The sequence below is a fragment of the Asaia sp. HumB genome, from assembly GCF_030263835.1.
GTDB classification, from domain to species: Bacteria; Pseudomonadota; Alphaproteobacteria; order Acetobacterales; family Acetobacteraceae; genus Asaia; species Asaia bogorensis.
In genome coordinates, this window is record NZ_JARPML010000002.1 from 1,192,598 (window position 1) to 1,213,936 (window position 21,339).

Here is a 21,339-nt window from a genome sequence, read left to right on the forward strand (position 1 = left end):
TCAGAAACCGTGCTCGACGCGGCCTGAATTGCTCAGACCGAGATTACGGAAACGCGAAAGCGCCATGAGCGGGAAGAACTGCTTGTACCCGTGGTAACGCAGATAGAACACCTTGGGGAAACCGACCGCATTATAGGGCTGCTCTTCCCACTCACCCTGACCGTTCTGCTGGGCAACAAGATACGAAATCCCGCGCTTCACCGCCGGTGTCTCACGACGTCCGACGGCCATGAGCCCCAGAATGGCCCAGGCTGTCTGCGTCGGCAGGCTCTTGTCATATTCTCCCGGTGTCGCACCCTCGTATGAAGCGCAATCCTCACCCCAGCCGCCATCCTCACGCTGCACGCTCTCAAGCCAGGCCACGGCGCGTTCGACCGCAGGGTCATCATGCGGCACGCCTGCAATATTGAATGCACACAGGGTCGACCATGTGCCGTAGATGTAATTCGTGCCCCAGCGCCCAAACCAGCAACCTTCCGGCTCCTGTTCGCGACGCAGATAGGCCAGACCCCGCTCGATCACGGGCCGGTCTTCCGGGAAACCCAGTTCACAGAGGAATGAAACGCATCGTGCCGAGACATCCGCTGTCGGAGGGTCGAGCAGAGCCCCATGATCGGCAAAGGGAATATGATTGAGCGCATCGAGATCATTGTCGATATCGAACGCACCCCAGCCCCCATTGGTGCTCTGCATACCCACGATCCACTCGCGGGCGCGTGCGATGGCCTCCTGGTTTCCCTCGGGGTCCTCGCGGTTAAGCAGCATGCCGACAACGGCTGTGTCATCCACATCAGGATAATAGTCGTTTTCGTACTGAAACGCCCAGCCTCCGGGGCGCACATCCGGGCAGTTGATAGCCCAGTCACCCTTGACGTTCAGAATCTGGCGCTTGCGGAGCCAGTCCATGCTGCGCCGGAGGGCTTCACGCGTTTCCTTAGGGCGTGTCGCATCGGGACCCGATGATGCCTCGGCCAGCGCAAGACCCGAAAGCCCTGTATCCCACACAGGCGAAACGCAGGGCTGGCAATAGGTCTCATCACCATTGCTGACCAGCAATTCCTGGATACCCTTCCAGGCGAGTTCCACGCGCGGGTCGTTATCGGGCACGCCCATGCCGCGATACATCATCACCACATTGGCCATGGCCGGGTAAATCGCGCCCAGACCGCCCTCACCGAGGCGGGGCTCGATAAAGTCGAGTGCAACCTTGATGGCCTTCTTGCGCAAGGCCGCAGGAAAACGGGGCTCGATCGGTCGAAGCATGGTGTCCACTTTCTTGAACACATGCCCCCAGATCGAGCGGTAAGGCCCACGGATCCAATCCTTCACCTCCTCAGGCGGGGTGATGAAAAGCTCCTGGATATGGATATTGCGCGGGTTGATCGCACGCGGCTCGAGCGTGCGCAGAACGAGCATGGGCGCCACCACGCTGCGCGACCAGTACGACATGTTCCACATCGAGAAGAGCGCCGCTTTGGGCATCAGCATCAACTCGACCGGCATGACCGGCGTCGCACGCCAGGGCACTTCACCGAACAGCGCCATCTGGATACGGGTAAACACGTTCGCGCGCGCCGCGCCGCCCCGGTCAAGAATGGATTCGCGGGCGCGCTTCATGTGCGGCGCCTCGATATCGTCACCAACCGCCTTGAGGGCAAAATAGGCTTTCACGGAAGCAGAGAGGTCAAATCCGCCATCGTGATAAAGCGCCCAGCCACCATGTGAGCCCTGGGTGCGCCGCAGGTAATTGCCGATACGGGCCTGCTTCTCGTCATCAATACGATCGAGATAATGCTCAAGCAGTACATATTCAGCCGGGATCGTGGCATCGGCTTCCAGCTCGAACACCCAGTGGCCATCATCATTCTGCCGGTTCGACAGGGCGGCATGGGCTGAATCGATAGCCTGACGCACCTGGCCCATATCCGCCTCGGCCGGAATTTCGGCTTCGTGACGCTCCAGAACGTCGGAATAGATCAACATTGTCCGCCCTTGTCCTTTTCCCAGCTTGAATGTGTCGTTGATATGACAGATGCCCGTATCACAGTTTTCTGCGCAACAGACAGCATTGTCTGCATACAGGTGATCAGAGATCCAGAACCCTGATCGCCTCGACGCCTGAACGGATTGCCCCTTCAATGGTCGAAGGGAACCCTGTCTGTGTCCAGTCTCCGGCCAGAGCCAGATTGCCCAGTGCGGTACGGGCAACTGGCCGCATGCGGTCCTGAGCCGGTGTTGCGGCAAAAGTCGCTCGCTTCTCACAGACCAGCCGCACAGGCGGCACGGCCTCGGGTAGTCCACCTACCACAACGGGCCCGACAGACTGGCGGATCTCCGACCAGATCGTCGCAATCAGCGCCTCATTATCATGGGTCGCATAGCGATTCGCAGCACTTACGGTGACGGAAAGTATCTCGCCCTTGAGATAGATCCACTCCGCAATACCACCCACGAGCCCGACGAAACCGACCTTGCCCAGCATCCCTCGTGCCTGAACAGGCGCGGGCAGACGGTAATGCACGTTGATGATGCTTTCATAGGCATCGGGCGCTGTGAAACCGGGCAGATGCGGCCCGAGCAGCGTACGTGCGACGGGGGAAGGGGCTGCGAATACCACCCTGTCTTCCGGCCCGAGCGCTACCGTATCGCTACCGATACGCAGGGCGGTGACACGGCCCTGTGCCACATCGAGGCCAGAAACACGCGTGCCACACCGGACCTCGCCCTGCAGGCGGGCCAGATGGACGATGGCAGGATCAACAAAACTCTCGGAAAGTCCCTCGGCCGGATACCAGGGGCAACAGGCTTCACCACCAAGGGCCAGCGTTTCGCGCACGATTGCAGCCAGCAGCGACGCGCTGGCGGTCTCAAGAGGTGTGTTCAGGGCCGAAATGGCGAAGGGCTCGACAAGCCGATTGGTCAGCATACCCGTGCCCATGAAGGCACTGACCGTCTCATCCGGACCCGCCTTGAGAATACGGGCCAGCATGGACAGTTCGCCAAGCTTCATGCCCGGCACCCGACGCGCCCTGGACAGCGCCCAGAACGGAAACCGGCCACGCGACAGGCGCAGCGTCCAGCCAAGACCCGCTTCGAGATCGAACCACGGGAATATCGGGGCTCGGGGTCCGGTAAGGGTCTTTTCCGCCCCGATCAGCCCGAGATACCGAAAACTCGCCTTGTTGGCAGACAACAGCAGATGATTGCCATTGTCGATACGCGCATCGAGCGCCTTGTCATAATAAGAACGCGCCCGCCCGCCACAGGCTGGCCCCGCCTCGTATACCGTCACGCCGGCCCGACCGATCACATCGACTGCGGCAGAGAGACCGGCAAGCCCGCCTCCGATGATATGCACATGCGTCATGGGTCAGCGATAATAGGCAATGAGAGAGCGCAGGATACGGGCTGCCTTGCTGATTTTCACAGGCTGGTCCGGATGACGCCACCCGCGGCGCAGCAGGGCTGTCAGAATGGGGCGATAGGAGGCAGCCATGATGCGTGCAGGGCGCATGGCGACACCGTCACATCGCTTCATCGCGCGTGTTGCTTCACGGAAATGATCTTTTGCCCGCACGGCCAGAATACGGGCCAGCGGGTCGAGCCCTACGGCATACACCGCTTCCTGCGGGTCAGTCGGCACATTGTAACGCACGAGCAATTCGCGCGGCAGGTAAAGGCGACCGCGATCGGCATCTTCCTGAATATCACGCAGGATATTCGTCAGCTGCAGGGCACGCCCCAGATGATGCGCCACGCGATCCGCCTCAGGCGATGAATCACCAAAGGCCCGAACGGACAAACGCCCGACGGCAGAGGCAACACGATCGCAATAAAGGTCGAGGGTTGCCTCGTCGGGGGCGACGATCGGGCCTGCGGCATCCATGGCCATGCCATCGATCACCGCGGCAAAATCTTCCTTGCGCAAACCAAAGCGGGTGATTGTCGCAACCAGAGCCCTGTCCAGGGCATCGCGCGTCTCGCCCTCATACAGGCGATCAATACGGGCATGCCATTCCTTCAGGGCCAGGGCACGATCGGGCACCTGCACATCGCCATCGGCAATGTCATCAACCTCGCGGCAGAAGGCATAGACCGTGAACATGCCAAAACGCCTCTCGGCAGGCAGGATCTTCATGCCCTTGGCAAAAGATGTGCCAGCCCGGGTTACAATGGCACGGACGTGCTCAAGATCGGCCGTGGAACAACCCAGCACCGCTTCCTGTTGAAACCCGCTCACCGCTTCATCCCTGTATCATCCAAGTGCAGCGCCTTTTACCTGCAAAAGGTCAAACAGCAAAATCCATGCCGTCTGGCAAACGTTCAGTTCGCATCACTTATCCCATCCTCCGGAGCCCTGACCCATGTCCTTCTCCATCGCCAGACCACCCATCAGCCGGCGCGCACGCACCATGCTCGGGTTCACCCTTGTCGCCGCGACCTCGCTATTCGCGGCAGGACAGTCCCATGCACAGGAAACTGCCTCGGCCCACGCAGATCATCTGCTCAAGGCCGACCGCTCATGGAACGGCAAGCCCTATACGGCCTATCCCCCCGGGGCGCCGACGCTGAGCATGATACGCCTGACCATACCGCCCCACACGGCTCTGCCCTGGCACACCCATCCGGTGCCCAATGCAGGTTATGTGCTGCAGGGCCAGCTCACGATCCAGGACAAGGCCAGCGGCGCCAGCCATGTGTTCCATCAGGGCGAGGCTTTTGCAGAAAGTGTGAACGATGCCCATCGTGGAGTCTCGGGCGACACAACAACAATCTTGATCCTTTCCTACGCAGGCGGCAATAATCTTCCGACTTCCATCCCCCTCAAGGGGGAAAAGAACGAATACTGACCGACAGGACGCAATTCCGTATCGAAAATGATTTGACAAGCGAAACGAATAGCCGTCACCTTGCCGGTATCAAAGCCACCGGAGACACGCTCATGACCGCGCCCCTCACCCAGGAAGCCAAGGAAGATTTGCTCGAACGTGGATATTCACGTCGTCATTTTGGCCGCCTGACAAGCCTGCTCGGCATGAGCGCCGCCCTGACCCAGTTCGGCTCATCTGCCTTCGCCGCCATCAAGGCACCGGGTGATGACCCGTTCGTGGGCCACCCCGACATGATCCGCATCGGCAGCAATGAGTGCTGGACCGGCCCGTTCCCGAGCGCCGTCACCGCCGGTCAGGCCCAGGTGCCTTTCGGCAACCGCTATGAGCCCGATCACCTGCGCTCAACCCTGCTGCGTACCGCCTCCTCCGTGGAGAACATTTCCGAAGAGCACATCCTGCCCTGGCCCGGGTCAAGCGATCCGCTCTGTCGATCGGTCGTGACCTTCTGCTCACCCGAACGCGGACTGGTCACGGCCAACCCGACCTATGAAGCAGCCTGGCGTACCGCCGACTGGATGAAGATCAAGCTGACGCGCGTGCCGCTCTCGGCCCATAACGGCTACGCCACCGATGTCCGCGCCATGCTCAAGGCTGACCCCAATGCGGGCGCCTATTACATCTGCTCGCCCAACAACCCGACCGGCACTGTCACCCCGCTGGAAGACATTGCCTGGCTGGCCGATAACAAGCCTGCTGGCTCCGTTATCATTGTCGACGAGGCCTATATCCATTTCTCGGGTGCGCCGAGCGCGATTTCTTTAGTGAAGCAGGGCAAGGACGTGATCGTTCTGCGCACCTTCTCCAAGATGTTCGCCATGGCTGGCCTGCGTCTGGGTCTCTCCTTCGCCCGTCCGGACCTGCACAAGCGCATGATGCGCTATGACGGCCCGAACATGATTTCCATGCTGAACATCGTGGCCCTCGCCGCTGGCGCTGTCAGCCTGACCCAGGCCGACGCCATCAAGGCGCGACGCGATGAAATGATCGCTGCCCGCAGCATGACCTTCAATCATCTGGCCAAGCGCAATATCCGTATCGTGCCCGGCAGCCAGGCCAACATGTTCCTCGTGGACTGGAAGAAGCCTGCTTCTCAGATGAAGACGGCCTTCGCCGCCAAGAAGGTCGAAATCGGCCGTAACTGGGACATCTGGCCCACCATGTCGCGCGTCAGTGTCGGTTCCATGAAGGACATGGAAGCATTCTGCGCCGCGCTCGACCAGATCCTGGCCTGAAGTGTTTCCTCATGGGGCCCTGCCCCATGAGCCTGCAGGGGAATTATCCCCAATAGCGCCTAGTCGAAAGACCGGGATGAAAGGGGCAAGCCCCCTTCCGGGATGCGGGGCAAAGCCCCGCCTCACCGCAAAAAACCCGTACTTCTCATAAGCTGCACCCCTGCCCCCTTCGAAGAACAGGCATCATGTGCAACGCCGCCTGGTAAAGCCAGAGTGACTCACTCCCCAGCAAGCCGTACCGGCATGATACCGTCTAGCGTATCAGGGCCAGCACCCCACGCAAAAGCGCCTGCAGGGCATCAATACGGCCCAGCTTGACGCGCCCTGCGACCGGATCTTCCCGGCGCAGACGTGCAGCAAGACGATGCGAGAGCGTGACGACCACAGCGCAATAAGCCCGCATGCGACGATCGCACACCAGACCCGGCAAAGCCGCTGCCTGTCGATTGAGATGATCGACCTCGTCCAGCAGATGATCGAACACACGACGCAGCCCCGGCTTGCTGCGCGCCAGCAGAACATCCTCCACCTTGGCACCCTCCGCCGTCAGCATGTCCTGCGGCAGATAGGAGCGATCAAGCCTCTTCAGATCCGCCGTTACATCCTGCAGATGATTGATCACCTGAAGGGCGCTGCACAGCGCATCCGACAAGGGTAGCGTTTCCGCGCGCTCACCATGCAGCAGCAACAGAAAGCGCCCCACCGGATTGGCCGAGAACCGGCAATAACCGAGCAGCTCATCCCAGTTCTGATAGCGGTTCTTCACAGCATCCTGACAGAATGCCGTGATCAGGTCTGTGGCTGTCTCCAGCGGCACATTTGTCTGGAGCAGATGACGGCGCAGAACAACGGCCGTCTGGGCATCTGCCCGCTGGGGCGCCTCACGCTCACCACGGACCACCTCTTCCATGCCACGCAAGCGAGCGATCTTGGCTTCGGAAGAGAGCTGCTCGTTATCGACCATATCGTCGATAACCCGTGCGAAATTATAATAGGCCGTGACATGCGCCCTGTTGCCCTTGGCAAACAGCAACGACCCGACAGGAAAATTCTCGTCAGCCGCGCACTTGGCCGAAGTCACATCGGCTTCACCCCAGACGGGATCAGCCTGTTTGCCGATCACATTCATCAGGCATGTGTCTCCTCGGTATAGAAACGACTTTTCCATTGCACGCCCCGACCACGGTGATGGTCAACGGCCGATCCAAGGGTCGCGGCCATGTAAAAGGCAGCAACGACCGGCAAGGCCAGTGCACGGACCGGCGAGAGCTTGAAGCGCGACAATGTGGGCAGGAAGGAGATCACGGCCAGAAAGAGCGACGCGCCCCCCATGACCCTAACTCGCCCGCGACCAAACAGGGCAAAATAAACAGGTGCCAGCCAGACCAGCGTCATCCCCAGCACAGTGCAAAGCAGTATGATCGGGGAATAACGTAGCTGCACATAAGCCGTACGTGCAATCATCCGCCAGATATCACCAGCCCCCCGATAGGGGCGGATCGACCATGCCAGCATGCTGTGACCCAGATACAGCTTGCCACCCGCCTTTTTGATATCGGCAGCCAGTGAGCAGTCATCGATCAGTGCGCCCCGTACCGACTCGACCCCGCCGATACGCTCAAGCATGGACCGACGGACAAGTATCGTCCCGCCTGCAGCTCCCGCCACCGGCGAGGCCGGGTCGTTCACCTTCTCGAAAGGGTAGAGCATCGCAAAGAAATAGACGAAGGCTGGCACAAGCAGTCGTTCTGCCGCGCTTTCACAGTTCAGCACGACCATTTCAGACACCATGTCGAGTCCGTCACGCTCTGCCTTTTCCACCAGCGTCTCAAGATGAAGGGCAGAATGAAGGATATCGGCGTCGGTCAGCAGCACGAACCCATTGGCATCGAGTTTTTCTCGCGCCAGACATTCCCCCTGATGCACGGCCCAAAGCTTGCCGCTCCATCCCTCGGGACGTGCCTTGCCTGTGAGTACGGTAAGACGTGCATGAGGGTCAGCGACCTGACGCGCCAGATCGCCCGTGCCATCGGTACTGCCGTCATCCACGACAATCACGCTCAGCTTGCCGCGGTAATCCTGCTGCACCAGCGTCGCCACACAGGCCTGGATCGACTCAGCCTCATCTCGGGCAGGCACGACAATGGCCACATCCGGCCAGATTTTCTCACCGGATTTCAGTCCCGTCGTTCCGGTCCCCGGCGCAAGACGCTCGCCGGTACGCCAGAAACGCCCATGCCCGAAAAGCAGTTTACCCCATGCCGCCAGAGCCGAGGCTGCCATGAAATGTCTGATCATTTCGTGGCAATCCGTCCGTGTTCACGAAACCAGGTGACTGCGTCAGCCACCGCCTCACGCGCCGGACGTGGCGCATAGCCAAGCGTTTCCTGAGCCTTGAGCGAGGTGAAGAACATCATCTTCTTCGACATGGCCAGGGTCTCCCGTGTCACACGGGGTTCGATACCAAAACCTCGCGCCATCCATTCGGATACGACAGCGACCGGCTGCAGCCATGACTGCTTGAGCTTTATCCGGGGCGGTTTGACACAGGCGACCTCGCCAATCAGGGCAAAAAGATCGCCCAGCATGTAGTTTTCGCCGCCGAGAATATATTTCTCGCCAATCACGCCCTTTTCGAGCGCCAGAGCATGACCCTCGGCCACATCATCCACATGCACGATATTCAGGCCACTATCGACATAGGCCGGCATGTTACCCGACGCGACATCCACGATCATCTGTCCGGTGGGCGTGGGCTTGATGTCACGCGGTCCAACCGGGGTGGAAGGGTTCACGATCACGGCAGGCAGACCGCGCTCGCGCACAAGCTTCAGCACTTCCTGCTCGGCGCGATATTTGGAGAGCTTGTACACGCCAATCACATCGTGCTCGGTCACCGGCGTCAGTTCATTGGCCGGGCTGCCATCCTTCGTCAGCCCCAGCGCCGCCACGGATGAGCAATAAACCACCCGCTCGATCCCGGCATCGAGTGCCGCCATCATGAGCCGCCTCGTACCTTCGACATTGGCCCGCATCATCACAGCCGGATCCGGCACCCAAAGGCGATAATCCGCCGCCACATGAAAGAGATAGCGGCAGTTTTCCAGCGCCGGTCCGAAGCTCTCGGGGGCCGTCAGGTCGCCAATCACCAGATCGGCATCGAGCCCTTCAAGGTTGGAAAGATCGGCCCCGGCACGGACCATCAATCTGATGCGATGGCCCCGTTGCTTGAGAATACGCGCCACTGCCGAGCCAACAAAGCCGGTCGCGCCGGTAATCAGCGTGTATTCACCCATGATAGGCCCTGATGCTCTCATTTATTGCAAATCGATACCGCACCATACCGCTCGCGCAAGGACAAGCAACCTGCGCCTGATGGCTTTTTCGTCATATTGAGCCGCGCAGTAGCGAAAACTGACTGTCTGGTGTAGACAGCCGCGAGCACTCGACAGCGCACATACTCGCAAATTGCCGCAGGAGCTTTGTCCAACCTCCCGCATTGCCGGGCCTGTTCCTGGCCAGACAATGCGCCTCCGCAACCCTGCGACGTTCGGAACCGACTGGCCTTGAAAACACTCACCCTTGTTCTCGCCCTCATGGGCCTTGCCCTTCTTACGGGAATCATGGCCTGGCTTGGCATCGGTCATGTTTTCAGCGCCATGCAGCGTATCGGCATAGGGGGCTTTGCATCCATCGTCGGTGGTCAGGCGCTGGTTGATATCGGTCTCGGCATTGCCTGGTTCAGTGCCTGTCCCGAGCTCGGGCTCTTTCGGGCCATTGCCTCACGCGCCGTGCGTGACGCCGCCGGGAACTGCCTGCCCTTCTCCCAGCTTGGCGGCATGGTGATTGGCATACGCGCCACATGCAGCATCCCTACCCTTACCCGCAGACTCGGCCCGCTCCAGTGGCCTGCTGCTGTCGCCACCAACATCGTGGATATCACGACCGAGGTGCTGGGTCAGATCGTGTTCGTGATCATCGCCCTCGCCTGCCTGTTCGACCATGCGGGCACCAACAGGTTCACCTGGCCTGTTCTGGGCGGCATGGCGCTTCTGGCGCTCGGTATCGCCGGTTTCATCTGGACACAGCAGCGTGGCGGGGCTGCCATCCATTATGCCGCCCGCTTTCTGGGCCGTCATATTGCCGATGGCTGGCGTACCTCACTGATCGACAACATGGACAATTTCCAGGCCGAACTCGATCAGCTCTGGTCACGCCCCGGTCGCATCGCTCTGGGTGCCACCATCCACCTTCTTTGCTGGCTCGGCGGTGCCGCCATCACCTGGCTGTCACTCGAATTGCTGGGCGCCCATATCGGTGTTGTCGGCGCCATCGCCATTGAGGGTGTCGTTTGCGGCCTCATGTCCGCCTCGTTCCTTGTGCCAGCCGCTCTGGGCGTTCAGGAAGCCGCCTATGTCGCGCTCGGCTATTTCTTCGGCGTCGATGCCGAAATCTCGCTGGGTCTGTCGCTGCTGCGTCGTGGCCGTGACATCGCCATCGGCATCCCTGTCATGGCCCTGTGGCAGCTTTCCGAAATGCGCCGCCTGCGTCAGCCCAAACGCCCGACATCCGCCGATACGACCCTTGATTACGCTGACACATCCTCACGGAGCGAAGCCTCATGACCACGCCCTTGTTCGAGACGCTCTGCGTCATCGGTCCCGGTCTGATCGGCTCCTCCGTCCTGCGCCGGCTGCGCGAGCGTCCCGGTCTGGTCAATCACCTCGTCGTCGCCGATCGTGACCCCGCGGTGCTCGATCGGGTGCGCGCCCTCGATCTCGGCGACGAGATCACAGCCGATCTCGCCAAGGCTGTCGCCGATGCTGATTGCGTCATGCTCTGCGTACCCGTCGGGGCTATCGCCCCGGTGGCCGAGGCCATCATGCCTCACCTCAAGGCGGGCGCGATCCTGACCGATGTCGGCTCGACGCGCCGTAGCGTGGTTGACGCCCTCACACCCCATCTGCGCGACGATATTGCCTATATCCCGGCCCACCCCATGGCCGGTACCGAACACTCAGGCCCGGATGCCGGCTTTGCCAGCCTGTTTGAGGATCGTTGGTGCCTCCTGACGCCGGACCCCCACGCGCCGCAGACCGACATCGACCGTCTTGCGGCTTTCTGGCGAGAAATGGGCGCCCGTATCCGGATCATGGATGTCGATCATCACGACACGATCTGCGCGATGGTCAGCCACCTGCCTCATCTGATCGCCTTCACCATCTGCGGCACTGCCGATACGCTGGCAGAAGACATGCGTGCCGAAGTGCTGGACTTCGCCGCCTCGGGCTTTCGCGATTTCACCCGTATCGCCGCCTCAGACCCGACCATGTGGCGTGACATCTTCCTGAACAACAGCGACGCCCTGCTGAGCGTTCTGGACCGTTTCAGCCAGGACGCCGCCGCCATGGCTAAGGCCATTCGCGAAGGCGACGAAAAAACCATCGTCGACACGATTTCACGCGGTCGACGCATCCGACGTTCCCTGCTCGAAAATCGTCAGGCCTGAGCCTCCGCCTGCTGGCAAGTGAAGGGAATGGTGGGTCTTAGTCATGGGGCGCTGCCCCATACCCCACCAAAGGACGGTCGTCCTTTGGGAGCCTGTTTGAAGAAATCAGGTCCTGAGGGGAGTGGCTCTTATCGGAGTGTTGGGCTCGTACATTTGGCAGTCGTGGGGCTTAGCCCCACACGCCACCGACGGACACTCGTCCTTCGGGAGTCTACCAGTACCAATCGGGATACAGGGTTTACGCCCTTTCCCCGGCGCGGGGCAGAGCCCCGCACCTGACCCTGATCAGATCGTGACAACACGCAGGGTGTTGGTCGAACCCTGCTGCCCGAAGGGAAGGCCGACGAGCAGAACCAGCTTGTCACCCTTCTCGGCGTAACCCTCGGAAACGGCCAGACCGACCGCCTGATCGACCACGCCTTCAACACCGTAAACCGGCGTTTCCTGACCCACAGACATGGCGCGTACGCCCCAGACCATGTTCAGACGACGTGCGGTTTCATCATCCGGCGTCAGCGCCAGAACCGGGCAATCGGCGCGCTCACGGGCAATCTGCAGGGCGCCACGGCCGCTCTGCGTATAAACCACGATCACGGCAGCCGAGACCGACTGGGCAACATGCCAGGCGGCTTCAGCAATAGCACCGCCGGTCGTGCCGTCGCTGTCAGGGCGAAGGGCCTCTTCCTGCATGCGCCATTCGAGATCATTCTCGACGCGACGCGTCACCCGGGCCATCACCTCGACGGCTTCGCGAGGATACTTACCCGCAGCGCTCTCGGCCGAGAGCATCACGGCGTCGGTGCCGTCGAACACGGCGTTCGAGACGTCAGAGACCTCAGCGCGCGTCGGCGTGGGCGAGGTGATCATGCTTTCCAGCATCTGCGTGGCCACGATCACCGGCTTGCCCTGGAAGCGCGCTTCACGAATGGCGCGCTTCTGCTCGATCGGCACTTCCTCGGCAGGGAGTTCGACACCAAGGTCGCCACGCGCCACCATCACAGCGTCAGAAAGCGCGATGATGTCGCTCAGACGCTCCATGGCCTGCGGCTTTTCGAGCTTGGTCATGATCCAGGCACGGCCCTTGGCAAGGTCCTTGGCTTCCTGCACGTCCTCGGGGCGCTGCACGAAGGAAAGGGCCACATATTCAACGCCAAGGTCCAGCGCGAAAGTGAAGTCCTTGTGGTCCTTCTCGGTCAGGGCCGGGATGGGCAGCACAACGTCAGGCACGTTCACGCCCTTGCGCTCTGACAGCCAGCCACCGACTTCAACTTCGGTCTCCATATGCGTCTCGTCGCAGGAGATCACGCGCAGACGCATCTTGCCGTCATCGAGCAGCAGGCGGCTGCCAGGCTCGGCGGCGCGCATGATCTCGGGGTGCGGCAGACAGGCGCGGCGGGCATCGCCCGGTGTACGGTCCAGATCCAGACGGAAGCGTGCACCTTCGATCAGTTCCACCTTGCCCTCGGCGAAGGTACCAACGCGCAGCTTGGGCCCCTGCATGTCGGCCAGAATGGCCAGTGGGCGGCCAAGCTCGGCTTCGACATCACGGATGGTGGCGTGACGCTTGGCATGGTCTTCATGCGAGCCATGCGAGAAGTTCAAACGGAACACGTCAGCCCCGGCCAGCGCCAGGGTACGGATCATCTCATGCGTGGAGGAGGCCGGGCCGAGGGTCGCAACGATCTTCGTGCGGCGCTGTTCGGCCTCTTTCTTCACTCCCATACCCTGAGCCGAAGCTGCTTGAGGTGAGGACGTCATACTGATCTCCGATCCATTTGCTGCACGTTGCATATCATAGCTTCAGCTAGGCTGAAGCGTCTCTCCTGGCAACAGCCCCCAGAACACACGTCTGGGAAGCCATCCCGTATAGCCCTTGACCACCACCTTGCACCATGTTGACCCCTGGGGGCACAGCTTGAGGGTGCCCACTGTCCCGGGTTGCAACACAGCCACGACAGCGCTGTTTTCATCCGACTGGCTGTAGAGCAGCGTATCGCCCTGGCGCTGGCGTGCCTCGGTCTCGTTCGGCACATAGCCCAGCACGCGGGCATCGGCCTTGCCAATCACGTCGCCTGCTTTGGCCGAGGCCTCACCCACCGCGGCCGCATGACCCTCGGGTGGTTGCCCCGGAATCACGAAAGTGCGCTGTCCGACGAGCGTCGCCTGATGGACCCAGCCCTTCATACCATCCGAATCCTCGATCAGGCGCCAGACATCGAACTCGCGCTCGACCTCAACCGGCAGACCACGGCGATGATAGACCCATTCGATCGGATAGCGCTGACCTGGCCCCTTGCGCATGAACACCTTGTCGGCACGCATTGCGGCAAAGCGCGGCAAGGGCAGACCCGTATTGGTTCCCTTGTCCTGCGGCGGTGCATCAGGTGCGGCGGCAGCCGCTGCGGCCGCATCGTCACTGGCAGGTGGCGTGGCAGGCTGGGCGGCAGCTGTCGCCGCACCCGCTACAGCGGCACCGGCAGCGACACCTGCGGCCGTGCGCACATGATGCTTGCCCGCATGATGCGCATGAGCCGCCCGGGCTTCCTCCGCCGCACGTGCGGCCTTGCGCTTTTTGCGGCTACCCGCGGTCGTTCCGTCTGTCGCCTTTGCCGCGGTCGCTTTCGTTTTACCGTGATGGGCAGAAGCACCGTGTGCTGAGCTCTTGCCACTGGCGGAAGCTGGCGCCGCGCCATGTTTGTGATGGTGAGGCGCGTGTTTGGTCGTCTGGGGCGCGGCTTCTGCCTGTGCGCCAAGCGGCAGCAGAATCGCCAGCCCGATGCCGTAGACGATGCGGAATGTCTTCATGGGTGCATGGGTGCCAAGTTGTGGCGTTCGGGGCAAGAGGGGGGCCGCTTCACAGGCTCAGAATCTGGGCATCGATCGTGCGTTCCAGAAACGTCGTCACCCCACAGATACGCACGCTGGGGCACAGATCGGCCTGCGTCAGACCTGAGGCCTTCATACCGGCTTCGCAGGCCAGCACCTCACCGCCCAGCTCGAAAATGGCGGAACGCAGCGTTTCGAAGCCAGCAACCCCGCGCGACTGAAACATCTGATCGAGCCCCACGTCGTCGAGCGAGGACCAGTCCCGGCATAACGCCGCAACACTCAGCCCCCCACCGAAGAGGACGACTTCGCGCCCCAAAGCCAGAGCCCCTGCGGCGAGCACAAAAGCGTGATGAGCCCGTTCGAACGAGCGATCCGCAAGAGTAATGCCCATGACACGCATCATACGCCCTCAATCCCGCTCTCGGACCCTGCCCCTCGGCCACAGCACGGACAGTCGGGATCGGCTGGGAGCTCGAAACTGCGGAAACTCGCCTCCAGCGCGTGCCAGATGAGAACACGACCACTCATGCTGCGCCCCAAATTCAGGATTTCCTTCAGGGCCTCAGTCGCCATCAGCGTACCAATCACCCCCGTAACAGCGCCGAAAATGCCCGCCTGACCGCAGCTCAGCGCCGCGTCTTCATCGGCATCGGGATAAAGGCAGCGATAGCAGGGGCCACCACGTTGGGGAGCAAAGGTGGAAAGGCTCCCCTCAAAGCGCTGCACAGCGCCCGAAACGAGCGTTTTGCCCAAGGCATGACAGCAATCAGCCACCGCGTATCGGGTTGTGAAGTTGTCACTGCCGTCACAAACGAGGTCGTACTGGCTGACAAGTGAGGGCAGATTATCGGCATCCACCCGCAGGTCATGCGGTATGACCTCAATACCCGGATTGAGTCCGCCGAGCCTTCCAGCTGCCTGCTCGGCCTTTCCACCCCCGATATCCTGCGTGGAAAACAGGATCTGCCGTTGCAGATTGCTCAGCTCCACCCTGTCATCATCCACCAGCCCGATGCGACCGACACCCGCCGCGGCGAGATAAAGAGACAGCGGGCTTCCGAGCCCCCCTGCACCAATCACGAGCACTGACGAGTCGCGCAGCTTTGCCTGCCCTGATGCGCCCACTTCGGGCAGCAGGATATGGCGTGAATAGCGGTGCAGTTCCTCGTCGGTGAAGGTCAGATCAGACAAGATGGACGACATTGCGAAGAGGGAATCCGAGCTGGAAAGAAAACTTCATCGGCTTTCAGGATTTAGATGACAAAAGCCTGCGTGATCCCATAGCATAGTGATGTTGAGTGAAGAAAACAGAGGCATCTGCCATTCGGAACCAGGCTTGTTACCGGCTTGATCGATAAAGGCACGCATAGGCTGCGTGTTCACGTCCCTTTCGCCAGTTGCAGAGAAAAGAAATGAGAGACCCCGCAGGATCGCCCCCGGCAGGAATGCCCGTAGAACTCGCAACGTTCCCGGACAGGCTGTCATGGCCATCCAGCAGGAAGCTGCCTCATATCGCTGGCGCCCTGATGGTTGCCGTCGTCTGCATCTATGCGCTCTCGCCTTATCTGGCGCTTTGGTCGCTCTCCTCTGCCCTGCGCACGCACGATACGACGACCCTTGCCCAGCATATCGATTGGAGTGCGCTGACGACCAGCCTGAAAACCGAGGCGATCGACGCCCTGATCGGACCGCCACCAGCTTCTGACGATCTGCCGGATTTCGGCTCATCTTTCGCGACCAGCGCCGTCTCACATGCGATCGATACCCGCCTGACGCCTGAGTTGCTCATGACCTTCGCCTCCCAGATGGTCACAGGACACCAGCCTGCGGCTTCCCTGAGCATGAGCCAACTCTACAGCAGGCTCTCGGCTCATTTCGTGTCGCCTCTGCACTTCGAGGCCGGGCTCGTCACGACGCCTGGCCAGAAACCGGCCATCGTGCATATGAAATTCGAGCAGTGGCACTGGAAGATCACCCAGCTGGATCTTCCCAAGGCAGTCTGACGCCCTCTGCGCTGCCGCGGTTTTACCGGCGGCAGCTAAGGGTGCGCTGTGCCTGACACTGCCGACTGACCGTCTTATCGCGCTCGGCACGCCACCAAACCCAAGACGGTGACTTCCTATACGCCGGCGGGATCACCGCCTGGCGCGAAAACCCAAACCGAGACGGCGCAGCACACGGGCAATCGTGTAGGGCACGACCAGCATACGGCGCGACCTTTGTCTCAGGCACAGCTGATAGAGCCGCAGTTTGAGACGGTCCTCAAGGCGTAACCGCGTATTGGCCGCCACCAGAGATGCGAAGGTATCGAGCATCCCCACCAGTTCGTCGCTATGCTGCGCCATGCGCTTTTCGTGCTCGTAGCGCGAAAAATAGATCGACTTGAAAGCCTCCCCGGCAATCAGATTGCAAAAGCGCGGAAAGATCAGATCACGCACATACACGCTGCGTCGCTCAGGATCCGAGTCGAACATGCCGCAAAGCTTGCTGATATAGCGCATGCGGCTGCGGCTCATGCGGATGCTGTACGAGGTGCTGTTCTTGTTGATGCACCAGGCGGTTACAGCTTGCGGGAAAAAGTAGTTTGTATAGCCCTTGCGGAAAATCCGCAGGAAAAGATCGTCATCCTCATAACCCATGAACTGAGGATCAAAACCGCCCACGGCCTCGAACGCTGTCCGGCTGATGATCGAGGCTGAAGGCAGGACATGCATGTCACGCTCGAGCAGATCCTCAATCGAGATCTTGGGGTGCTTGCTGTAACGCGCGGCGATCGAGGTGGCGACAATATGCCCCTCCTCATCGGCCTCCATCAATTCACCATAGGCCCAGCCGAAATGGGGGTCTTTCGTCCTGACCTGTTCGAGCAGCAACTCGATATGGCTCTTCAGGAAGAAGTCGTCCTGATCGAGAAAGCAGATATAGGCCGATTGAGTAAGCGATACGCCCAGATTGCGTGCGCTTCCCTGCCCGCCATTTTCCTTGCGATGCACCGTGACACCGGATCTCGCAGCGATTTCAGCCAGGGCGGTGCGCTCCGCCTCGCTCGATCCATCATCGATGATCAGGAACTCGTCGGCGGGAACAGTCTGCGACAGGACGCTTTGTATCGCCCGCTCGATATATTTCGCGCCATTGTAGAAAGGGATGATAACGGCGACAGAATTCAGCCTTGCATCGGCCATGGACAAACAATCCTTACTTTCCAGGCCCGTGCATTGCTACGCAAGCACATGGCGGCATAGTACCCGGCTCCGCACCCTGCTTGCACATACGCTACCCCGACCTGCTTTTTTCATACGTACAGACCGTGCAGGCGCTGCCGTTGCCGGGAACCCTGCCCTGATGATTCAGACATTGCGCATAATGTGAGTGGGGACAGAGGCCAAACTGAGGCAGGAAAATGCTGGGCGTCACTGCCCTCTCGGCATCGCCCTCATACGCTCCGGGGTAATCCGGCATCTTTCGGAAAGGGAGTGACCCTGCGCCTGCCTGTAAGGTCAGGACCCGTTGGGGACGGACACGGCCTGCCTTTCATGCACGACCTTGCAGAAAGAAAAGCCGATGCCGGGTATCACGTCCCCGATAACGCCCTTAATCAGGCCGGAGGAAGGTCTTCTTCGAGAACGGTGATGTGGATGGCATAGGAGACCTCGCCTTCATCATCATCCCGGTGCACGGTGCCAATCACTTCGCCATTGACGGCCAGCTCAACCGTGTGGCCAGCGCGTGCCGGGGCATTGATCGTCAGTTGCAGGGAACCGAGCAGACGACGCAGGGTCGTTTGCAGACGGGACAGCTCCGAAGCAGAAATAGCAGCCATGATAACTCCTGGAATTTGGCAGGTTGTGCGATCTGTAGAACATCCCGCCCCCCTGTGAAACCACCTTTAACGCATGTCGAAAATTCCGGATTGGGCCACGATGCTGCCATGATTGATCGGCACGGTTCACGCCTTCGTCATTGAACCGGCACTTTCAAGACAGGGAGAACCATGCGCCGCATCCTCTTTGCCTTTGCGCTTCTCGCGCTTGCCTCGACCGGGTCGAGCCTCGCTGCTGCCGTGCCGCCCCATTTCGGATCAGCGCTCTCGCAACAGATTTCAAGCGACGGCCCCCGTGCCGTGGCATGGTCGCTTACGCTCAGTCATGACTGGGCCAAGGTGGAACAGAATATCGCAGCAAATGACCCGGCGCTGAGCTCGGCCACGCTGCGCGCATTGCTCGATTATACCCCCCGGTTCGAGCGATCCGCCATGCAGCACGCCCTGCGGGCAAGACTCCAGAATGATGCGCTGTCAGGGCTTGCAGTGCTGTCGCCGGTTTCGCGCAGCCCTTACTCAGGCCGCGCCATATGCGGTGCTGGCGAAGCACGCTGGAAGCATCAGGTTGCGCCCATGGTCATGGCGACGCACGACATTGTCTATGCGTTGCAACGCGAGGCATGTTTAAATGCGTTAAGGTTACATTCCAGGCGTTGAATCGCGTGGCGTGAGCAGGCACACAGAACTTCTTCCCTCAAGTTCTGTTGTCATAACGAAACCCTTCCGGGTTCCCTGCTCCCTTTTCGCATCGAGGAAAATCTTTGACTTCCACCCTGCGTCTCGCCCTCGGCGTTCTACCGCTCGTGGGCCTCACTGGCTGCGGCTATTTCGACTCTCGCGAAGCCCACAGGGCACAGCTTGCCATGATTGGCATGACATCGAACGATCTTCAGGCCTGTGCCGGCATTCCGGCATCAACCAAGACCCTGAACGACACCACGCAGATCTATCAGTATACTGCGACCATGAACCTGCCCACGGCAAGCGATTCAACCATCATCCCAGTTCAACAACTCTTGAACATGACGCAGGTCACCCTCGGCGGGGCAGGCACGACCTGTAAGGCGATCATCCGCCTCGACCATGACCGGGTCTCCGAGGTCCATTACGCCGGTGATGATGACGAGATCATCGGCTCCGACGGTATTTGCTCGATCATCACCCGTGGGTGCGCCAGACAGCCCGAGGCCAGCATGCGCAAAGTCAGCGGTGGTCCATTCGGGCCAGTCTCCGCTTTCCACTCCCCTGCGGCGCCTAATCAGAGCACGAGTGCGACCTACAACAAGCAGTCCGGCGAGACCGTGCCGAACTACACCGACAAATCAAAGCCGGTTATCGTACCACGGCCCTGAACAGCGCTCCGGTCGCGATTTCCTGCTTCATGCGGGCAATCGCGGCGGGCAATCCGCTGAAGATTGCCTCTCCAATCAGGAAATGTCCGATATTGAGCTCTTTCAGCCCGGGCAGACCCGCCACCCGTCCCACATTGGCGTAAGTAAGCCCATGACCGGCATGGAGCTCCAGCCCATTCGCCGTGGCGGCCTGCGCACCTGCAAAAAGCCTCCGGAACTCCGCCTCGCCGTCGTCATGGGCATAAGCGCCGGTATGGAGTTCCACCACCTGTCCACCAATTGCGGCGGCAGCCTCGATCTGGACAGGGTCAGGGTCGACGAAAAGCGAAACACGAATACCGGCGTCTCTCAGCCGTGCCACCTTGGCGCGTAGATCATTCATCTGACCTGCCACGTCGAGGCCGCCTTCGGTCGTCACTTCCTCGCGTCGCTCGGGCACAAGACAACAGGCATGAGGGCGCAAGGCGCAGGCCAAACCAACCATTTCTTCCGTCGCGCCCATTTCGAAATTGAGCGGCACGGTCAGTTCACGACGTAGCCTCTGCATGTCTTCATCACGTATGTGGCGCCGGTCCTCGCGCAGATGGGCCGTAATGCCGTCAGCGCCATGCATGGCTGCCAGAAGGGCTGCCCCGACCGGATCAGGATGCGTGCCACCCCGGGCATTACGGACGGTCGCCACGTGATCGATATTCACGCCAAGTCGGATCATGGTCTTTTTTCCTTGCCTGAGGCACGTCTCACGCCAAGATCGCGCGCAAGACGCAAGGCTGAAAGCAGGCTCGTCGGGTCGGCCCTGTTCTTGCCTGCAATCGCAAAGGCTGTCCCGTGGTCGGGCGATGTCCTGACAATGGGCAGGCCCAGTGTCACATTCACACCGCTGGCCATGTCGAGCGTCTTGAGCGGTATCAGGGCCTGATCGTGATACATGCACAGTGCCGCGTCATAGAGTGGCCGTGCAAGATCCGTGAAAAGCGTATCGGGCGGATACGGACCGCTGGCATCAATGCCAGCTTCGCGCAGAATCCTGATGGCCGGCTCGATCATGACCTGCTCTTCCAAGCCCATCACCCCGCCCTCACCCGCATGAGGGTTCAGGCCAGCCACGGCAATACGTGGCGCCTCAAACCCGAAGTCACGGCGCAAAGCCTGAGCAAGTGCCTTGCCAACCTGCACGATTTTATCCGTCGTCAGACTGTCCAGCGCCTCGCGCAGGCTGACATGCACCGTGACCGGCACCACACGCAGCTGTGGCGAGGCCAGCATCATGATTTCCTCACCCGGCACGCCGCAAAGCGAGGCCAGGAATTCGGTATGACCCGGAAAGCCGAAACCGGCAGCTTTCAGCACCGCCTTGCTGATCGGATTGGTCACGACGGCACTGACACGCCCCTCAAGCGCCAGCCGGGTCGCGCGCTCGATCGAGGCGATCACCTGACCTGCCATTGCGGAATCTGGCTGACCCGGCAAAACAGGGCCGGGAAGGTACACGGGCAGGACAGGCAGGGCATGGGGGAATACCGCTTCTGCCTGCACAGGTTCGTCCACGATTTGCGTGGGGATCCCCTCGATCAGAGCCGGATCACCGATCCACACAAACCCTTCGCCCTGGGTTCTGAGCTGCTCCCAGGCCTTGACGGTCAGTTCAGGGCCAATCCCGGCGGGATCGCCCATCGTGAGTGCAGGCAGCATCATGCCCCCC

21 protein-coding genes are annotated in these 21,339 nt (G+C 60.8%); 7 read left to right on the forward strand and 14 right to left on the reverse strand.

Features of this window, described 5'->3' with window-relative positions; all coding sequences use genetic code 11:
• The 3 genes from shc to hpnD all read right to left on the reverse strand — a co-directional run bounded on the left by shc (position 1) and on the right by hpnD (position 4,240).
• A complete protein-coding gene (gene shc, locus P5689_RS06445) occupies positions 1-1,923 on the reverse strand; it encodes a squalene--hopene cyclase (protein ID WP_285533852.1) in 1,923 nt (640 codons plus the stop codon).
• A gap of 163 nt (positions 1,924-2,086) precedes the next feature.
• On the reverse strand, positions 2,087-3,367 hold the full coding sequence (gene hpnE, locus P5689_RS06450; protein WP_285532538.1) for a hydroxysqualene dehydroxylase HpnE: 1,281 nt from the start codon (positions 3,365-3,367) through the stop codon (positions 2,087-2,089).
• 3 nt (positions 3,368-3,370) lie between these two features.
• Positions 3,371-4,240: a presqualene diphosphate synthase HpnD gene (hpnD, locus tag P5689_RS06455; RefSeq protein WP_285532540.1), complete on the reverse strand. Its 870-nt coding sequence runs from the start codon at positions 4,238-4,240 to the stop codon at positions 3,371-3,373.
• Between the two features lie 172 nt (positions 4,241-4,412).
• Between hpnD and P5689_RS06460 the strand changes: the two genes are divergently transcribed.
• Both P5689_RS06460 and P5689_RS06465 read left to right on the forward strand, forming a co-directional pair.
• Positions 4,413-4,850, forward strand: a complete 438-nt coding sequence (locus P5689_RS06460) for a cupin domain-containing protein (RefSeq protein WP_285533853.1) — start codon at positions 4,413-4,415, stop codon at positions 4,848-4,850.
• Positions 4,851-4,942: 92 nt separating this feature from the next.
• Positions 4,943-6,124, forward strand: a complete 1,182-nt coding sequence (locus P5689_RS06465; RefSeq protein WP_285532541.1) for a pyridoxal phosphate-dependent aminotransferase — start codon at positions 4,943-4,945, stop codon at positions 6,122-6,124.
• A gap of 253 nt (positions 6,125-6,377) precedes the next feature.
• Here P5689_RS06465 and hpnC read toward each other — a convergent pair whose 3' ends face one another.
• The 3 genes from hpnC to hpnA are packed head-to-tail and all read right to left on the reverse strand — an operon-like array spanning position 6,378 to position 9,420.
• Positions 6,378-7,253: a squalene synthase HpnC gene (gene hpnC / locus P5689_RS06470; protein WP_285532542.1), complete on the reverse strand. Its 876-nt coding sequence runs from the start codon at positions 7,251-7,253 to the stop codon at positions 6,378-6,380.
• Positions 7,253-8,422, reverse strand: coding sequence for a glycosyltransferase (locus P5689_RS06475; protein WP_285532543.1), 1,170 nt, complete (start codon positions 8,420-8,422; stop codon positions 7,253-7,255). The genes hpnC and P5689_RS06475 overlap by 1 nt, the downstream gene beginning before the upstream one ends.
• Positions 8,419-9,420 (reverse strand): hopanoid-associated sugar epimerase, encoded by a 1,002-nt coding sequence (gene hpnA / locus P5689_RS06480; protein ID WP_023979839.1) that lies wholly within the window; start codon positions 9,418-9,420, stop codon positions 8,419-8,421. Before hpnA ends, P5689_RS06475 begins: the two co-directional genes overlap by 4 nt.
• 270 nt (positions 9,421-9,690) lie before the next feature.
• On the opposite strand from hpnA, the gene P5689_RS06485 reads away from it, so the two are divergent.
• Together P5689_RS06485 and P5689_RS06490 are read left to right on the forward strand one after the other, a co-directional pair.
• A complete protein-coding gene (locus tag P5689_RS06485; protein WP_240993701.1) occupies positions 9,691-10,749 on the forward strand; it encodes a lysylphosphatidylglycerol synthase domain-containing protein in 1,059 nt (352 codons plus the stop codon).
• Positions 10,746-11,633, forward strand: a complete 888-nt coding sequence (locus P5689_RS06490) for a prephenate dehydrogenase/arogenate dehydrogenase family protein (protein ID WP_122050849.1) — start codon at positions 10,746-10,748, stop codon at positions 11,631-11,633. Before P5689_RS06485 ends, P5689_RS06490 begins: the two co-directional genes overlap by 4 nt.
• A 285-nt stretch (positions 11,634-11,918) precedes the next feature.
• Here the strand turns inward: P5689_RS06490 and pyk are convergent, their stop codons facing one another.
• The 4 genes from pyk to P5689_RS06510 form a co-directional block, all read right to left on the reverse strand.
• Positions 11,919-13,355 (reverse strand): pyruvate kinase, encoded by a 1,437-nt coding sequence (pyk, locus tag P5689_RS06495; RefSeq protein WP_285533854.1) that lies wholly within the window; start codon positions 13,353-13,355, stop codon positions 11,919-11,921.
• Between the two features lie 78 nt (positions 13,356-13,433).
• Complete coding sequence (locus P5689_RS06500; protein WP_285532546.1) at positions 13,434-14,438, reverse strand: SH3 domain-containing protein; 1,005 nt, start codon at positions 14,436-14,438, stop codon at positions 13,434-13,436.
• Positions 14,439-14,487: 49 nt separating this feature from the next.
• Positions 14,488-14,865: a hypothetical protein gene (locus tag P5689_RS06505; RefSeq protein WP_023979844.1), complete on the reverse strand. Its 378-nt coding sequence runs from the start codon at positions 14,863-14,865 to the stop codon at positions 14,488-14,490.
• The gene (locus P5689_RS06510; protein ID WP_408734837.1) at positions 14,862-15,665 is read right to left on the reverse strand and encodes a HesA/MoeB/ThiF family protein; all 804 of its coding nucleotides are present in this window, start codon (positions 15,663-15,665) and stop codon (positions 14,862-14,864) included. The genes P5689_RS06505 and P5689_RS06510 overlap by 4 nt, the downstream gene beginning before the upstream one ends.
• Before the next feature lie 242 nt (positions 15,666-15,907).
• Here P5689_RS06510 and P5689_RS06515 point away from each other — a divergent pair, with 242 nt between their 5' ends.
• Positions 15,908-16,465, forward strand: coding sequence for a DUF2939 domain-containing protein (locus P5689_RS06515; protein WP_285532548.1), 558 nt, complete (start codon positions 15,908-15,910; stop codon positions 16,463-16,465).
• A gap of 132 nt (positions 16,466-16,597) precedes the next feature.
• On the opposite strand, the gene P5689_RS06520 is transcribed toward P5689_RS06515, so the two are convergent.
• Together P5689_RS06520 and P5689_RS06525 are read right to left on the reverse strand one after the other, a co-directional pair.
• On the reverse strand, positions 16,598-17,647 hold the full coding sequence (locus tag P5689_RS06520) for a glycosyltransferase family 2 protein (protein ID WP_023979847.1): 1,050 nt from the start codon (positions 17,645-17,647) through the stop codon (positions 16,598-16,600).
• A gap of 413 nt (positions 17,648-18,060) precedes the next feature.
• A complete protein-coding gene (locus P5689_RS06525; protein ID WP_285532550.1) occupies positions 18,061-18,285 on the reverse strand; it encodes a DUF3126 family protein in 225 nt (74 codons plus the stop codon).
• 171 nt (positions 18,286-18,456) lie between these two features.
• Between P5689_RS06525 and P5689_RS06530 the strand changes: the two genes are divergently transcribed.
• Both P5689_RS06530 and P5689_RS06535 read left to right on the forward strand, forming a co-directional pair.
• Positions 18,457-18,942: a hypothetical protein gene (locus P5689_RS06530; RefSeq protein WP_023979849.1), complete on the forward strand. Its 486-nt coding sequence runs from the start codon at positions 18,457-18,459 to the stop codon at positions 18,940-18,942.
• Positions 18,943-19,046: 104 nt separating this feature from the next.
• A complete protein-coding gene (locus P5689_RS06535) occupies positions 19,047-19,637 on the forward strand; it encodes a hypothetical protein (protein ID WP_051757643.1) in 591 nt (196 codons plus the stop codon).
• Here the strand turns inward: P5689_RS06535 and P5689_RS06540 are convergent.
• On the reverse strand, positions 19,618-20,349 hold the full coding sequence (locus tag P5689_RS06540; protein WP_023979851.1) for a pyridoxine 5'-phosphate synthase: 732 nt from the start codon (positions 20,347-20,349) through the stop codon (positions 19,618-19,620). The two genes, P5689_RS06535 and P5689_RS06540, sit on opposite strands and share 20 nt — an antisense overlap.
• Entirely contained in the window at positions 20,346-21,332 is a 987-nt protein-coding gene (gene pdxA / locus P5689_RS06545; protein WP_023979852.1) for a 4-hydroxythreonine-4-phosphate dehydrogenase PdxA, read from the reverse strand. Before pdxA ends, P5689_RS06540 begins: the two co-directional genes overlap by 4 nt.
• Between the last annotated feature and the right edge of the window lie 7 nt (positions 21,333-21,339).

Coding starts and splice junctions, on each gene's coding strand:
- shc (WP_285533852.1), bottom strand. CDS start 1,923: ATGGGCCAGGTGCGTCAGGCTATCGATTCAGCCCATGCCGCCCTGTCG.
- hpnE (WP_285532538.1), bottom strand. CDS start 3,367: ATGACGCATGTGCATATCATCGGAGGCGGGCTTGCCGGTCTCTCTGCC.
- P5689_RS06460 (WP_285533853.1), top strand. CDS start 4,413: ATGCTCGGGTTCACCCTTGTCGCCGCGACCTCGCTATTCGCGGCAGGA.
- P5689_RS06465 (WP_285532541.1), top strand. CDS start 4,943: ATGACCGCGCCCCTCACCCAGGAAGCCAAGGAAGATTTGCTCGAACGT.
- hpnC (WP_285532542.1), bottom strand. CDS start 7,253: ATGAATGTGATCGGCAAACAGGCTGATCCCGTCTGGGGTGAAGCCGAT.
- P5689_RS06475 (WP_285532543.1), bottom strand. CDS start 8,422: ATGATCAGACATTTCATGGCAGCCTCGGCTCTGGCGGCATGGGGTAAA.
- hpnA (WP_023979839.1), bottom strand. CDS start 9,420: ATGGGTGAATACACGCTGATTACCGGCGCGACCGGCTTTGTTGGCTCG.
- P5689_RS06490 (WP_122050849.1), top strand. CDS start 10,746: ATGACCACGCCCTTGTTCGAGACGCTCTGCGTCATCGGTCCCGGTCTG.
- pyk (WP_285533854.1), bottom strand. CDS start 13,355: ATGGGAGTGAAGAAAGAGGCCGAACAGCGCCGCACGAAGATCGTTGCG.
- P5689_RS06500 (WP_285532546.1), bottom strand. CDS start 14,438: ATGAAGACATTCCGCATCGTCTACGGCATCGGGCTGGCGATTCTGCTG.
- P5689_RS06505 (WP_023979844.1), bottom strand. CDS start 14,865: ATGATGCGTGTCATGGGCATTACTCTTGCGGATCGCTCGTTCGAACGG.
- P5689_RS06510 (WP_408734837.1), bottom strand. CDS start 15,665: ATGTCGTCCATCTTGTCTGATCTGACCTTCACCGACGAGGAACTGCAC.
- P5689_RS06515 (WP_285532548.1), top strand. CDS start 15,908: ATGCCCGTAGAACTCGCAACGTTCCCGGACAGGCTGTCATGGCCATCC.
- P5689_RS06520 (WP_023979847.1), bottom strand. CDS start 17,647: ATGGCCGATGCAAGGCTGAATTCTGTCGCCGTTATCATCCCTTTCTAC.
- P5689_RS06525 (WP_285532550.1), bottom strand. CDS start 18,285: ATGGCTGCTATTTCTGCTTCGGAGCTGTCCCGTCTGCAAACGACCCTG.
- P5689_RS06530 (WP_023979849.1), top strand. CDS start 18,457: ATGCGCCGCATCCTCTTTGCCTTTGCGCTTCTCGCGCTTGCCTCGACC.
- P5689_RS06540 (WP_023979851.1), bottom strand. CDS start 20,349: ATGATCCGACTTGGCGTGAATATCGATCACGTGGCGACCGTCCGTAAT.
- pdxA (WP_023979852.1), bottom strand. CDS start 21,332: ATGATGCTGCCTGCACTCACGATGGGCGATCCCGCCGGGATTGGCCCT.